Origin of the sequence: Catellatospora vulcania (genome assembly GCF_009720385.1) — a bacterium.
Taxonomy (GTDB): domain Bacteria; phylum Actinomycetota; class Actinomycetes; order Mycobacteriales; family Micromonosporaceae; genus Catellatospora; species Catellatospora vulcania.
In genome coordinates, this window is record NZ_ML769301.1 from 131,234 (window position 1) to 144,848 (window position 13,615).

A 13,615-nucleotide genomic window follows, 5' to 3' on the forward strand; every position below is an offset into this window, starting at 1 on the left:
GTGCCCAGGGCGGGTCGCACTAGACTGCTGGATTCAACACGCAGTGGCGAGGCCAGCGGGGGCGGCGATGAGCATCGACGATCGGATCGAACGGGCCGGGGAGGTCTACCGGCGGGCGGTGTACGCGGGGGACGTCAGCGCGCTGGACGACGCCGAACAGGGCTTGGCCGCGGTCGAGGCCGATACCGCGGTGGCCCGGGGGAAGATCCTGCACGCGCGGTTCCAGAGCGCGGACGCCGGCTCGTCGTCCGGCGAGGATCCGGCTGAACTCGCGCTGTTCGAGCGCGCGCTCGACCTGTACCGGGCACTGGGCGACACGCGCGGCGAGGCCGAGGCACTGTTCTGGATCGGTTGCCTGCACCAGTTCATCCGGCGTGACAACGAGACCGCGGTTCCGTACCTGGAGCGATCCTGCCTGCTGGCGGCGCAGGCCGGCGACAAGCCGACCTGGGCCGAGGCGCTGCGGCACCTGGGCATCGCCGCGCACGCCGCCGGCCGGCTCGACGAGGCGCACGGGCGGCTGGCGGAGTCGTCACGACTACGTCGGGAGATCGGAAACCTGCCGGGCGTGGCCTCCAACATGATCGGCCTGGCCTTCATCGCCGCCACCCAGGACCGCCGCGCCGACGCGCTCGCCACACTCGACGAGGCGCACGCCATCGCCCGCGAGCACGGCGCCCACGCCATCATGCGAAACATCGAGCAGGCCAGAACGGCGATATGAGGCATGGCTGGTAGGTGGTCGGGCGGGGTGTCGAACACAGACGCGGGTCACCGTCACCCGAGCAGCGCCTCAAGCTCAGGAAGGCGGCCGAACAGGTCGGGCAGGCCGCGCACGCCGTTGCGCGCGGACCGCTGCGACAGCGCGAGCTCAGGGCCGGTGTTCGCCTCGACGCCGGCGAGGCACCGCAGGATGTTCCACCTCGTGTGCCCCAGCCAGCCGCCGATCATGTACGCGAACCAGCTCGGACCTGACGGCGGCAGCGCTCCGCCCCCCGCGACATAGCCGTCCAGGACGGAGCGGAAGACGGCGGGCCTGATGTCGTCGAAGCCAGGCCCCTTCGCGAGGCTCAGCGCGGTCGAGCCTAGCTCGCCGGACAGGTCGAGCATCCCCGAGAGCTCCCAGTCGAGCACCACCGGCCGGCCCTGCCTGGCGAGCAGGTTCCACGGCTGGATGTCCTTGTGGGTCAGCACGACGGGGCCCGGCCGTTCGCAGGTGTCGACGAAGTGGGCAATCGCGAGGAACGTCTCGACGTGAGAGGCGAGTTCGCCGGCCCACGGCTGTCCGGTCGCCGCCGCCCGCGCGGCGAGCTCGGGCCAGTCGCGTGGCGTCGGGTCCTCGCTCGACACCTCGGTCCACGCGACGTCGAGCGCGTGGATGCGCGCCAGGATCTCACCGATCTCGAACGCGTACGCCGCCGACACCGGCGCTTCGGGCACCTTTTCTCCCTCGACCCAGCGGTGAACGAGCGTGTCGGGGCCGGTCGAGATCGGTTCTGGCATCGGGATGCCGGCGGCGAAGGCCGCCCGCTCGAACCTGAACACGTCCTCGACGCGATAGGTCCAGCGGCGGTCGGCGAGGTTCAGCTCCTTGACCGCGAACGACCCTTGGTCGGTGTCGAGCCGGTACATCCGGTTGGCGAACCCGCCGTGGACGCGGACCATCGGCCTGATCGGCGCGCCGAGATGCGAAAGGTCCACCCACGGATTCTAGGCGCCTCCCTCTCCGGGCTCGACCTGGAGAAGGAGGCCTTCGCAGCGCCGTTCCTATGCCCTGCACCTGACCGACGCCGGTCAGCAGCTGCTGCGGCAGCTGGGCGCCGTCGGCAAAGCGCACGACGACGACCTGGGCGCCGCGCTCACCCCCGAAGAGCGCGTCACCCTGCGGGCGCTGCTCGCGCACGTGGCCCAGCAGCAGAACCTCACCGCCGTGTCCACCCGGGATTCCGGCAACCATCGGACACGTGACGCGGCATCGGCCGTCGGGCCGATGGGTGCCAGGTGCCCGCGCCGTCGCATCGACTGCGCGGGCGGTCTGTGGTGTCGACGCGGCTCGATGGCCCTACCCGGCCGGCCGAGGCGGCTCCCCGGTGCATCCCCTACGCTGCAAAAGATCGGCGGACATCGAAGTCATGGCCATGGGGATCAGCAGACCATAGGGGTGTCGAGTGCCCTTTCCGGTGACCATCGACGGTGGTGACATCGTCCTGCGGGAGCTGTGCGAGCAGGACCTGCCCGCGCTGACGCGGCTCTACACCGATGCCGACCTTACCCAGTTCATGGGATTCGACAAGCTGGCGGCCGACCAGGTGCCCGAGGCGCTCAAGGCGCACCTGGCCGCGGCCCGCCGCACGCCCCGTACCCAGTACACCCTGGCCATCACCGTCGACGGCGCACCCGACCTGGTCGGGGTGGTCCGGCTGCTGGTCGAGGAGTACGGCCGCAACGCGATGCTCGGCGGGCTCATCGTGATCCCCGAATCCCCGGGTGTGGGCCGCGGCGTGACCGCCTCCCGCCTGCTCATGGCGTACGGGTTCGGCCCGCTCGCCCTGCACCGCATCTGGGGTGGCCGGCGCACCGACTACCTGCGCATGCACGAGCGGATGACCCGGCTGGGCCTGGTCCAGGAAGGGTTCATGCGGGAGCTGTTCCACACCCACGGCGTCTGGCACGACGTGGTCAGCTACTCCGTCCTGGCCCACGAGTGGAAGCCGGACGGACCAGAGGTGTCCATCATGGAGTCGACCGTCCCGGCGGCCCTGTCGGCCTCCGGCCCCGCCGGGCTCGCGTAGAAGGAGCAAAGGTGACGATCCCGGACCTGCTGGCCCGGCAGGAACGCGAAGGCGACGTGCTCGCCTGGCGACCCGAGCTGTTCCGGCTGGGCGGCGACGGCGACCGGCAGCGGTTCGAGGCGCTGCTAGTCTCGGGGCGGGTGCGCGACGTCTGCGACACCTTCGCCGAGCAGGTGACCGACCTGGTCGCCGCGCTGCACCCGCCGCTGAAAGGTGACCGCGACCAGCTCGCCCGGCTCGCGGCGGAGCACCTGGCCGGCACCGAGCCGTGGCGGGCCGGCGCCTGGGTGTTCTACCCGTGGTCGGGGCGGCTGGTCCATCTGCTGGACCGCGACGACTTCCGGGCGCTGCGCACCGACCGCAACCGGGGCAAGATCAGCCGGGAGCAGCAGCGCAGCCTCGCGGGCCGCCGCATCGGCGTCATCGGGCTGTCGGTCGGCAACAGCGCTGCGCTGACCCTGGCCACCGAGGGGATCGCGACCGCGTTCACCCTGGCGGACTTCGACACCCTGGCCCTGTCCAACCTCAACCGGCTGCGCGCCGGGGTGCACGAGCTCGGCGTCAACAAGACCGTCATCGCGGCCCGGCAGCTGTTCGAACTCGACCCCTACCTCGACGTGGACGTCTATCCCGACGGGCTGCACGACAACAACATCAAGCGGTTCTTCCTCGGCGGCAGTGGCCCGATCGACCTGCTGGTCGAGGAGTGCGACGAGCCGCGCATCAAGCTGGCCGCCCGCGAATGGGCGCGAACCTGCCGCATCCCGGTCCTGATGGACACCAACGACCGGGGCATGCTCGACATCGAACGCTACGACCTGGAGCCCGACCGGCCGCTGCTGCACGGCGTCCTCGGCCCGATCGGGTCGGCGGACCTGGCCGACCTCAGCCGGGCCGAGGTGGTCGACAGCGTGCTCAAGATGATCGGCGAGATCAGCCCCAAGCTGGCCGCGTCGATCCCGCGCATCGGCGTCGAGCTGAGCAGCTGGCCGCAGCTGGCCTCCGGGGTCAGCCTCGGCGGGGCTCTGGTCGCCGACGTCGCCCGCCGGGTGCTGCTGGGCGAGCTGCGCGAGTCGGGCCGCTTCTACGTCGACCTGGATCTGCTGATCCGCGACGGCGCCGGTGCCGACCCGGTGCGGGTCGACGGCCTATGACCGCGCAGCGCCCCACCGACCGGACGGTCAGCTCACCAGGGGTACGTCGATGCTCGTCCGCGGCGATGCCTGCGGTCGCGAACGGTAGGCGAGGCCGCCGGCGGCGAGCCCGCCCAGCAGCGCCGGGCCGTGCAGGTCCGCGATCACCGTCAGGCCCGCACCCACCATCAGGGCCACCAGGCCGTACGTCCAGCGGGGCAACAGGTTGCGCCGGCTGAGGAGCATCCCGGCCAGCGCCGCGGCTGCCACGAAAGTCCACAGGCTGGGCACGGCCGCCGCGGCGACGAGAAGCGCGTACAGGGTGCCGACCGCGGCGGGCAGCGGGTCGCGGCCGTGCCACGCGGCGACCGCGGTGCCGCCGGCCAGGCCGCAGAGCCCGAGCGAGCTGCCTGCGCCGATGGTGTCGAACAGCATGCCGCCGACCTGGCCGAGGGCGACGCCGCCGAGGAAGAACAGCAGCCACCGGCCCGGGCCGACGGCCCGCTCCGCCAGCCACCCGAGCACCAGTAGGAAGCCGAGGTTGCTGACGGTGCCGGGGATCCCGCTGTCCTGCACGAGCGAGGACGTGACCAGCCGCCAGAGCTGGCCGTCGGCGATGAGGGCCGGGTCGCGCCGCAGGCTCGTCAACAGCGCCGGGTAGGCGAACTGCAGCAGGCTCGGCACCGCGGTCAGCAGCAGGACGACGGCGGTGACGCGGGGGAATGGCCGCATGCCGGCATCCTATGGCCGCGGCTGCTCGCGCACGAGGGTGCGCACCGCCGGCCGAGGCGGCGCGACTGGCCGCCGCTGTGGCGGGCGTCGACGGGTTCGAAGGCGCGTGGCCGGACGGAGCCGGGCCACCGGCGGCGGGCTGAACCGCCCGGCCGCTGACGGAAAGGGGACCACGGAGCCGAAATACGGTGCTAGCACCGATTCGGGGCCCGGCAGGCGGACCTAGTGTCGATCACCTGGGCGGAAGAACTCCGCCAGCAGTGCACGGGAGATGCGACATGCGTGGATATACCAGGGCGATGCTGTTGGCGGCGGCCACCGGAGCGACGCTGCTTTCCGTGACCGCTTGCGGCGACGAGGCCCCGGCGCCGAGCGGCGACAAGCCGCCCGCCGCCACCACCGGCGGCGGCGACAGCGGCGCGAAGAAGCCGCCGCTGACCGTGACCTTCGACGTGACCGGGGCGGCGACGCTCAAGGGTGTGGTGGACACGGAGTTCCCGAACCTCGGCGGAGCGACCTTCCCGAAGACCTGCGCGGAGTACGTCAAGGGCAAGGACGACCGCTTCGTGCTTCCGAAGATCTTTCTCGTGAAGCTGGACCAGGGCGTCACACCGACCGTCAACGTGACCCTGACCGGCTACACCGGGCCGGCCACCTACGACGCCGCGGCGATCGAGCGCAAGACGAGCAGCGGCGTCGAGATCAACACACTGCTGGCGGCTCCGGGCGGGGTGTTCCGGCTGAACGGTGCGAGCACCTCCAGCGTCAAGGTCGACACGGCCGGCGGCAGCTGGACCTTCACCGGCCTCGCCGACAGCAAGGGCGGCAAGCTGGCCGGCTCGGTCGTCTGGAAGTGCAACCGCTGAGGGGTCCCTGGCCTGGGCCGGCAGGGCGGGTTGCAGGCCCAGCGGGGTGTGCGGGCGTGCGGCGGCCGCGGGGAGTGCGGGCCGAAGCGGCCGCCGGCCGGCGAGGAACAATGTCGGCCGGCCGGGCGCCGGCGCGCGGGCGCCCGTGCGCCTTGCTCGGCCCGGGCCGGTGATCGATCGACAGGTTTATCACGAACCTGCCTATCGCGAGCGGGCGGCGAGTGGTTGGCTAGGGGGTGAGGCCTCCCGGAGACGCCGTGGACGTCGAGCGGATGTGAGGGACCCACCCGCCGGTTGTGTGCGGCGGCAGTTTCTGGCCGGGTGCTGACGACGTGAGGAGCTGATGTGGGCGAGCGCGTATTGCGGGGCAGCCGTCTGGGGGCGGTCAGCTACGAGGTGGATCGCAATATCGAGCTGGCGCCCCGGCGGGTCAGTACGTTCGCGTGTCCGCACGGGCACACGTTCGACGTGATGTTCGCGCTGGACGTGGAGGTCCCCTGGACCTGGGAGTGCAGGTTCGACGGCAGCGTCGCCCGGCTGCGGGACGGCACCGAGCCGGAGCAGAAGAAGGTCAAGGCGCCGCGTACGCACTGGGACATGCTGCTGGAGCGCCGGACCATCGCCGAACTCGACGAACTCCTCGACGAGCGCCTCGCCGCGGTACGCGCCAAGCGCGGCCGCTGATCGTCGGGCCGGGCCCCGGTGCGCCGCTGAGGCGGGAAGAGCGCGTCCAGCGGTAGACCTCGGGATCATCCATGCCTTGAATCGGCATTTCGCCCCGTTCTGCAGCCCTGTCATCGGGTCGACCCGCCCGGTGACCAGCTTCTTGCGTACCGCTGATACCTAGAACTACTATGCATCACGCTTCTATGTATCGGATGGAAGGGGAGCTGGCCGATGGCCGACGACGGTATCGCTGTCAGCGGGCTGACCAAGCTGTACAAGAACGTGCGCGCGGTCGACGACCTGTCGTTCACCGTGAGCCCGGGCCGGGTCACCGGCTTCCTGGGGCCGAACGGCGCGGGGAAGACGACCACGCTGCGCATGGTGCTGAACCTGGTCCGTCCCACGGCGGGAACCACGACCATCGGCGGACGGCGCTACGCCGACCTCACCGATCCCATCCGCAAGGTCGGCGCGCTCCTGGAGGCGTCGGGCGCGCACCGCGGCCGCACCGGCCGCAACCACCTGCGCGTGCTGTGCGACGCGGCCGGGATCCCCGTCAGCCGGGCCGACGACGTGCTGGCCACGGTGGGGCTGACGCCGGCCGCGGACCGCAAGTTCAAGGGGTACTCGCTGGGCATGCGCCAGCGCCTGGGCATCGCCGCGGCGCTGCTGGGCGACCCCGACGTGCTCATCCTGGACGAGCCCGCCAACGGCCTGGACCCCGAGGGCATCCGGTGGATGCGGGACCTGCTCAAGTCGCTCGCCGATGAGGGCCGTACGGTCCTCGTGTCGAGCCACCTGCTGTCCGAGATGGAGTTGCTGGCCGACGACGTCGTGATCATCGCAGCGGGCAAGCTGGTCCAGCAGGGGACGGTGGCCGAGGTCATCGACTCGGCCGGGGGCGCGCAGATGCTCGTGCGCACGCCCCGTCCGGAGGCGCTCGTCGCCGAGCTGGGCGCCGGGATCACGGCCACGCCCGTCGAGGGCGGAGCGCTGCGGATCGTGGGCGCGGACGGGCCGACGATCGGGGCGGCGGCGCTGCGGGTGGGCGCCGAGATCCATGAGCTGACCGTCGAGCGTCGCGATCTCGAGAACGTGTTCCTCCAGCTGACGGCCGGAAAGGCAGACATCCGATGAGCGCGACCCTGCAGGCGCCCCCGGCCACGACGCGCCCGGTGATCGCCCACGTCGGCATCCCGGGGCTCCGGCTCGTCCGCAGCGAGATCCGGAAGATAACCACCACCAACGCGTGGTGGCTGTTCGGCATCGCGGCGCTGGTCTTCACCGGACTCGCGCTGTTCATCAACATGTCCGAGGCGGCCCAGCACCTCGACCGGGCGAGGGACACCACCGCGGTGTTCCGGCCGGGCCGCGGCCTGGGTGCGGCAGAGATCGCCGCCGCCAGGGCGGAATTCGCGCAGCTGCATGATCTGCATCTGCAGTCGGTCAACGCGGCCGGCAACATCTTCACCAGTGGCCAGTTCTTCGGCCTGCTGCTGGTGATGCTCCTGGGCACGCTGGTCATCACGAACGAATTCCAGTACCAGACGGCCACGGCCACGTTCCTGACCACACCGCAGCGGACCAGGGTGGTGTTCGGCAAGCTTGTCGCCGTACTCGGACTGGGGTTCGTGTTCTGGCTCGTGTCGCGGGCCGTATCGTTCGCGGCCGGGCTGATCTTCTTCGACAACCTCGGCCTGACGAACTCCCTGGGCGAGTGGCCAGTCCAGCGGGCGATCATCTTCAACCTCGTCGCATACCTGCTGTGGGCGCTGCTCGGCTTCGGGCTCGGCACGCTGATGAACAGCCAGATCGGCGCCGTCGTCACCTCGATGATCATCTACCTCGGCGGGTTCGTGGGCGGGATCGGCGTGTTCAACCTCATCCGGAACTTCCTGATCCACGGCGACTGGGTGCTGACGTCCGCCGTCGTCATGCCGTCCATCGCGTCGCAGGTCATGGTCTCGCCCGAGAAGATGTACCCGCAGGCCGCCCCGTGGTGGGTCGGCGTGCTGGTGCTGACCGGCTGGTCGCTCGTCGCCGGCGCCATCGGCATCGTCATCAACCGCCGCCGCGACATCGCGTGACATCGGGCCCGTCGGCGGCGAGGTCGCTCAGCCGCCGGCGTGCCTTGTCCGCGTCCGGGAGACCCAGTTCCTCCAGGATCGCCAGCGCGGTCCGCCATGCCGCCACGGCCTCACCCGGTGATCCGGCGGCATGGTGGCAGTCGCCGGCGTGCAGGAGCACGTCGGCGGCGCCGGGGCGGTCCCCGATCTCCTCGAACAGCCGGTACGCGTCGGCCAGACTCGCCGAAGCCCGGGTGTGCTCGCCCAGCCGCAGTTGGATGACGCCCAGGCTGTCGAGGGCGGCCGCCTCACCCCGACGGTCGCCGAGCTGCCGCAGCAGCGCCAGGGCCTGCTGCCCGTAGCGGACACCCTGCTCCAACCGTCCCATGTCGGCGAGCTGGACACAGATCATGTTCAGCGCGTTGGCCAGGCCGGTCTGGTGGCCGGCGCGCTCGTAGTATGCCGCGCCGCGCTCGGCGTGCTCCATCGCCTGCTCGGGGTGGCCGCTCTGCTCGTCGACCTGAGCCAGGTCCAGTTCCAGATGGCCGAGCACACCGAGTTCGCCGAGCTCGGTGAACAGCTCGACCGCGCGGTACAGGGCCACCCTTGCGGCGTCGCCGTGCCCGAGCCAGGTCAGCGCCCGCCCGTACCCGCGCTGGCTGTGCGCGAGCCCGACCGGGTCGCCCGACCGCCGCGCCGCGCGCAGCGACTTGTCCTGCACGTCGGCCCAGTCCTGCCAGCGCCCGGTACGGTCCTGGTAGGTGGTCAGCGCCCAGCCCAGCTGCCACAGGTGCGGGTCGTCGGCGACGTCGACCATCGCCAGCAGCACCGGATACTCGACGTCGAACCAGGCCAGCGCCTCCCGGTGCCCGGACAGCGGTTCCCCGGCCGTGCCGGCGGTGAGCTTGATCGGGTCCCGGCGGGGCGCGAGCAGCAGCGCGGCGTTCGCCGCGGTGTGCAGGTAGTGGCCGGACAGTCGACTGGCCGCCGCGGCGCACCCGCCGTCGCCGTCCTCGGCCCGGACCAGTTCGTGCGCGTACTCCCGCAGCAGGTCGTGGAGCCGGAACCGGCCGGGCGCCGGCTCCTCCAGCAGGTGCGCGCCGGCCAGGTCACGCAGCTGCCGGCGGGCCGACGCCTGGGGTGCCGCGGCGAGCGCCGCCGCGGCGGCGACGGAGATCTCCGGACCGGGGTGCAGTGCCAGCCGCCGGAACATCCGGGCGCTGTCCGGGCCGAGGTCGCGGTAGGAGTGTGCGAACACCGAGCGGACGTCGGCGGCCGGGTCACCGACCTCCAGCGCGGACAGGGCGCCCTGCGCCCCGTGCAGTTCGGCGGCCAGCGCGGCCAGCGCGAACCCGGGGTGCGCCGCGGCGCGGGCGGCGACGACGGCGAGCGCGAGCGGCAGCCGACCGCAACGTTCGACGATCTCCGCCGCCGCGTGTTCCGCAGCGGTCACCCGGTCTGCGCCCAGCCGGGCCGTCAGGAACGAGCGGGCCTCGGCGGCGTCGAACACCGCGAGGTCGAGCGGGTGCGCGCCTTCGGTCGCGACCAGCCCGGTGAGCCGGTCGCGGCTGGTCACCAGCACGGTGCAGCCCGGCGCGCCGGGCAGGACGGGCCGCACCTGTTCGGCGTCGCGGGCGTTGTCGAGCACGATGAGCATCCGCCGGCCGGCCAGCAGGCTGCGATACCGGGCGACCTGGGCGTGCGGGGTCGCCGGCAGCTGCCCACCGGGCTGCAGCGCCTCCAGGAAGAGCCGCACCACCTCCCCGGCAGTCGCGGCGGGCCGGCCGGGATCGAAGCCGCGCAGGTCGACGTAGAGCTGCCCGTCGGGAAACGACGACTGCACGGCGTGGGCCCAGTGCACGGCCAGCGTCGACTTGCCGACGCCCGCCATGCCCGAGACCGCGCAGATCAGCGGCGTGGCGCCGGTCCAGCCGGCGAGCAGCCGGTCCAGCGCGGCGAGGTCGGCGGCGCGGCCGGTGAACCCGTGCCGTGCCGGTGGCAGCTGCCGCGGGACCTGCGGTCGCGGCGCGGCGGTTTCGCTCAGCACGGTGCGGTACACCCGCTCCAGCTCGGGTGTCGGATCGACGCCGAGCTCGTCGCGCAGCCTGCGCCGCAGCGTGTGGAACGCGGCCAGCGCGGCGGCGCGCCGGCCGGTGCCGGCCAGCGCCGTGATCAGGCGGCGCCAGACGGCTTCGTCGAACGGGTCGGCCCCGGCGAGCGGGTGCAGGGCCGCCAGCGCGTCGTCGTGCGGTGCGCCGGCGTCGACGTACTCGATGACGCAGGTGCGCCGGTCGCGTGCGAGCGCGATGAGCGCCGGATGGCTGTGCAGCGCGGGCAGGTCGGCCAGGGGCTCGCCGCGCCACATCGCGACGGCCGCCCGGTAGTGAGCCAGCGCGCCTTCCGGCCGGCCGTCGGCGGCCAGCTCGCGTGCGCGGCTCAGCGCCCGGCGGAAGTCCAGCAGGTCGAGCTGGTCGGCGGTCGCGTCCAGCCGGTATCCGCCGGCGGCCGCGACGATCCGGGCCGAGGACGGCCGCAGCCGGGCCCGCAGCCGGGACACGTGCGTCGCCAGCAGCTGGGCCCCGTTGGGGGTGCCCCACAGCAGCTCGACGAGCTCATCGGCGGGGACCGGCAGGTTGGGTGACAGCGCGAGCAGGCCCAGCAGCTCGCGCCGCTTGGGTGAGCCCAGGTCGACCGCGGACGGCCGGTTCGTGATCAGCAGCGGTCCCAGGACGTGTATCCGGAGGCCGGTGACGTCGGCGCCGTCGCGGGCCAGCCCGAGCAGGGTGGCCGTCTGCGCCGCGGTCAGGTCCAGCGCCGCGGCCAGCCTGCGCAGCGTGTCCGGCCGGGGACGGTGCACCCGGCCCTGTTCGAGATCACGCAGCCCGGCCAGGCCCGTGCCGGCGAGTGCGGCCAGTTCCGACTGGCTGAGCCCGGCACTGCGGCGGCGCTCGCGGATGTACCGGCCCACCGGGGACGGCCCGTCCTGCACTCGTCCTCCCCGTCATGCCCGTACCGAACCCGTACCGGCCGGCCCGCACCGGCCGTCCCATTAGGGCGATGTGCCATCGGCCGTCCGTCGGCAGCGTGCCGACTATATGACAGCGCCGCCGAGCAGTCTTTCGTGATCACCCCGTGCGGGGCAAGAAAGGATTCCACATGAGACTGAGCACATGGCGGCGGTGGCGCCTGCCCGGTGCCGGCCTGGCGGCCGCCGCCGTACTGGCGCTGACCGTCGGATTCGGCGGGCAACGGCAGGTGCAGTACGACGCCCAGCCCGAGTCGATCGCGCACAGCAAGGAGATGTACATCTTCGGCAACGTCGACAGCATGGTCGCGACCTCGCACCTGGTCGTGTACGGCACCGTCAGCGCGGTCGGGGAGGGCCGGTTCACCGGCGCCGACGAGGACGGCACGACGACCAGCCAGATCCGCCTGCGCAGCGTGACGATCGACGTCCAGGACGTGCTGCACAACCCGAAGCTCGCGCTCGTGCCGCCGAGCATCGTGCTGGAGGAGGAGGGCTGGGACTCGCAGGGCCGCGGGTACATCGTCAACGGCGTCGCGTGGAGCCAGGTCGGCGACGCCGGGTACTTCTTCCTGCGCCGCGCCGTCGGCAACCCCAACGCGTACGAGCTGACCAGCTCCGACGGCCGCGTGCTCAGCAGGAACGGGGCGCTGCAGCCGAGCAACACCGACCGCGACCTCGCCGGGCAGATCACCGCGATCCAGCCCGACATGTTCGGGGTCAAGGTCTACAACGCCAGCCAGGCCTACGCCGCCGGCACGCTCGGCGCGGCCGGCGCCATCGGCGACCAGCCCGAATCCGTGGAAGGACCAGGCGAATGAGACGAACCGCCATTGCCGTCGCGGCCGCGATCCTGCTGGTCGCCGTCGCGGCGAGCCCGGCCTCGGCCGGGCACGGCAACAAGGCCAACGCCGGGCCGCCGGACAACGCCCAGCAGGACGTCCAGTCCAACTCGCTGACCACGGGGGGCAAGGCGGCCGTCGCGCAGGGCCGGGCGCAGCTGGACCGGACGGACATCACCACCAGCGTCGGCGGTTCCGACATCCACGTCTACGACGCGTCCTACACCTCGTCCTGGTACGGCCAGACCTCCTGCACCGACCGCAACTGGCTGAACGGCAAGTGCGACCACCTGGACGTCAAGTTCAACACCAGGACGATGGGCAGCAAGTCCACCGGATACTGGCAGAGCCTGGGCTGTCACGAGCTCGGGCACACGGGCGGGCTCGGACACCGGTCGCACAGCTCCGACAGCAACGACAACTCGTGCATGCGCGAGGAGATCTGGCCGAAGTACTTCGACACCCACGACATCGATGCCGTCAACCAGTACGTCTAGGCGTCTGCTCGTGGGCGCGACGGCGGCGGTGCTCGCCGCGGTCGGGGGCTGGCTGCTGTGGCCGGAGGACCTGCCGACGCAGTGGCCGGACAAGGCGAGCTTCTGCGCCAACGCGAGCGCGTTCGAGGTGACGCGGCAGGACCAGATCAGCGGCGAGCAGCGCCTCGCCGCCGCGCGGGCCATGGAGAAGGCCTCGCCGCAGGCGCTGCGTGACGAGATGCACGTGCTCGTCGACGATCTGGTCCCCGAGTCCGAGCCGCACTCGCACGTCTCGGCCGAGGAGTTCCAGGAGATCACCGTCAAGGTGGGCGAGTTCGTCGAACGCGCCTGCGGGGTCAACCTCCCCAGTATCCGCACCTAGCGGGAACGGGCGGCCCGGAACTGCCGGGCCGCCCGTTCCCGACGGGGCCGATCGGGGCAGGATGGAGCCGTTCCCGGCATCCGGCACGAGAAGGCGAGGCACCTCCGATGAGCGACTGGAACACCAAGGTGATCGAGGAATTCCGCGCGAACGAGGGCCGGGTCGGTGGGCATTTCGCCGGGGCTCCCCTGGTGCTGGTGCACAGCCGGGGCCGCAGGAGCGGACGCGAGCTCGTCAACCCGATGATGTACCTGGCGAACGAGACCGATGACGGCGTCATCTATGTGTTCGCGTCCAAGGCCGGCGCACCGGACAACCCCGACTGGTACTACAACCTCACCTCAGCCGGCCACGGCGCCGTCGAGCGCGGCGTGGAGACCTACCCGGTCCGCGTCCGGGAGCTGACCGGCGACGAGCGCGACCGGCGCTATGCCGAGCAGGCAAGCCGGTATCCGGGCTTCGCGGAGTACGCGGCGAAGACGGCGGGCATCCGGACCATCCCGGTCCTGGAGCTGACCCGGGTCTCGGCCGGGTGAGCCGGCCGGCCCCGAGGTCGATGACGCGCCTCGGGGCCGGCTTCACGCGGATCAGCCGGGGTCAGCCACCGTGTTCGTGCGGTGCGCCGACCGTGTAGA

Annotated in this window: 13 protein-coding genes and 1 pseudogene; 11 read left to right on the forward strand and 3 right to left on the reverse strand. The window is 72.0% G+C overall.

Features of this window, described 5'->3' with window-relative positions; translation table 11 throughout:
* Positions 1–67 precede the first annotated feature (67 nt).
* Positions 68–724 carry a tetratricopeptide repeat protein gene (locus F6W97_RS00615; protein WP_155368093.1) on the forward strand — a complete coding sequence of 219 codons (657 nt, stop codon included), beginning with the start codon at positions 68–70 and terminating at the stop codon, positions 722–724.
* 53 nt (positions 725–777) lie between these two features.
* On the opposite strand, the gene F6W97_RS00620 is transcribed toward F6W97_RS00615, so the two are convergent.
* Positions 778–1,665 (reverse strand): phosphotransferase family protein, encoded by an 888-nt coding sequence (locus tag F6W97_RS00620; RefSeq protein WP_269059663.1) that lies wholly within the window; start codon positions 1,663–1,665, stop codon positions 778–780.
* A 503-nt stretch (positions 1,666–2,168) separates the two neighbouring features.
* On the opposite strand from F6W97_RS00620, the gene F6W97_RS40365 reads away from it, so the two are divergent.
* Complete coding sequence (locus tag F6W97_RS40365; RefSeq protein ID WP_155368095.1) at positions 2,169–2,792, forward strand: GNAT family N-acetyltransferase; 624 nt, start codon at positions 2,169–2,171, stop codon at positions 2,790–2,792.
* An 11-nt stretch (positions 2,793–2,803) separates the two neighbouring features.
* Positions 2,804–3,946: a ThiF family adenylyltransferase gene (locus F6W97_RS00630; RefSeq protein ID WP_230686291.1), complete on the forward strand. Its 1,143-nt coding sequence runs from the start codon at positions 2,804–2,806 to the stop codon at positions 3,944–3,946.
* A gap of 27 nt (positions 3,947–3,973) precedes the next feature.
* On the opposite strand, the gene F6W97_RS00635 is transcribed toward F6W97_RS00630, so the two are convergent.
* A complete protein-coding gene (locus F6W97_RS00635) occupies positions 3,974–4,657 on the reverse strand; it encodes a rhomboid family intramembrane serine protease (RefSeq protein ID WP_155368096.1) in 684 nt (227 codons plus the stop codon).
* A gap of 299 nt (positions 4,658–4,956) precedes the next feature.
* On the opposite strand from F6W97_RS00635, the gene F6W97_RS00640 reads away from it, so the two are divergent.
* From F6W97_RS00640 to F6W97_RS00655, 4 genes and pseudogenes are all read left to right on the forward strand, one after another.
* On the forward strand, positions 4,957–5,523 hold the full coding sequence (locus F6W97_RS00640) for a hypothetical protein (RefSeq protein WP_155368097.1): 567 nt from the start codon (positions 4,957–4,959) through the stop codon (positions 5,521–5,523).
* Positions 5,524–5,868: 345 nt separating this feature from the next.
* Entirely contained in the window at positions 5,869–6,207 is a 339-nt protein-coding gene (locus F6W97_RS00645) for an RNA polymerase-binding protein RbpA (RefSeq protein ID WP_155368098.1), read from the forward strand.
* 187 nt (positions 6,208–6,394) lie between these two features.
* Positions 6,395–7,326, forward strand: a pseudogene (locus tag F6W97_RS00650) (ABC transporter ATP-binding protein); the annotation flags it as partial.
* Positions 7,323–8,276 (forward strand): ABC transporter permease, encoded by a 954-nt coding sequence (locus F6W97_RS00655; RefSeq protein WP_155368100.1) that lies wholly within the window; start codon positions 7,323–7,325, stop codon positions 8,274–8,276. The pseudogene F6W97_RS00650 and the gene F6W97_RS00655, both read left to right, overlap by 4 nt.
* Here F6W97_RS00655 and F6W97_RS00660 read toward each other — a convergent pair.
* Entirely contained in the window at positions 8,251–11,244 is a 2,994-nt protein-coding gene (locus F6W97_RS00660) for a BTAD domain-containing putative transcriptional regulator (protein ID WP_155368101.1), read from the reverse strand. The genes F6W97_RS00655 and F6W97_RS00660 overlap by 26 nt on opposite strands.
* Positions 11,245–11,411: 167 nt before the next feature.
* Here F6W97_RS00660 and F6W97_RS00665 point away from each other — a divergent pair, with 167 nt between their 5' ends.
* From F6W97_RS00665 to F6W97_RS00680, 4 genes are all read left to right on the forward strand, one after another.
* Positions 11,412–12,101: a hypothetical protein gene (locus F6W97_RS00665; protein ID WP_155368102.1), complete on the forward strand. Its 690-nt coding sequence runs from the start codon at positions 11,412–11,414 to the stop codon at positions 12,099–12,101.
* A complete protein-coding gene (locus F6W97_RS00670) occupies positions 12,098–12,619 on the forward strand; it encodes a hypothetical protein (protein WP_155368103.1) in 522 nt (173 codons plus the stop codon). Before F6W97_RS00665 ends, F6W97_RS00670 begins: the two co-directional genes overlap by 4 nt.
* Positions 12,620–12,629: 10 nt before the next feature.
* On the forward strand, positions 12,630–12,980 hold the full coding sequence (locus F6W97_RS00675; protein ID WP_155368104.1) for a hypothetical protein: 351 nt from the start codon (positions 12,630–12,632) through the stop codon (positions 12,978–12,980).
* A 107-nt stretch (positions 12,981–13,087) separates the two neighbouring features.
* Positions 13,088–13,516, forward strand: a complete 429-nt coding sequence (locus tag F6W97_RS00680; protein WP_155368105.1) for a nitroreductase/quinone reductase family protein — start codon at positions 13,088–13,090, stop codon at positions 13,514–13,516.
* Positions 13,517–13,615: the final 99 nt, after the last annotated feature.

Excerpts from the sequence above, each read along its gene's own strand:
- F6W97_RS00615 (WP_155368093.1), top strand. The coding sequence starts at position 68 with ATGAGCATCGACGATCGGATCGAACGGGCCGGGGAGGTCTACCGGCGG.
- F6W97_RS00620 (WP_269059663.1), bottom strand. The coding sequence starts at position 1,665 with ATGGTCCGCGTCCACGGCGGGTTCGCCAACCGGATGTACCGGCTCGAC.
- F6W97_RS00635 (WP_155368096.1), bottom strand. The coding sequence starts at position 4,657 with ATGCGGCCATTCCCCCGCGTCACCGCCGTCGTCCTGCTGCTGACCGCG.
- F6W97_RS00640 (WP_155368097.1), top strand. The coding sequence starts at position 4,957 with ATGCTGTTGGCGGCGGCCACCGGAGCGACGCTGCTTTCCGTGACCGCT.
- F6W97_RS00655 (WP_155368100.1), top strand. The coding sequence starts at position 7,323 with ATGAGCGCGACCCTGCAGGCGCCCCCGGCCACGACGCGCCCGGTGATC.
- F6W97_RS00665 (WP_155368102.1), top strand. The coding sequence starts at position 11,412 with ATGAGACTGAGCACATGGCGGCGGTGGCGCCTGCCCGGTGCCGGCCTG.
- F6W97_RS00670 (WP_155368103.1), top strand. The coding sequence starts at position 12,098 with ATGAGACGAACCGCCATTGCCGTCGCGGCCGCGATCCTGCTGGTCGCC.
- F6W97_RS00680 (WP_155368105.1), top strand. The coding sequence starts at position 13,088 with ATGAGCGACTGGAACACCAAGGTGATCGAGGAATTCCGCGCGAACGAG.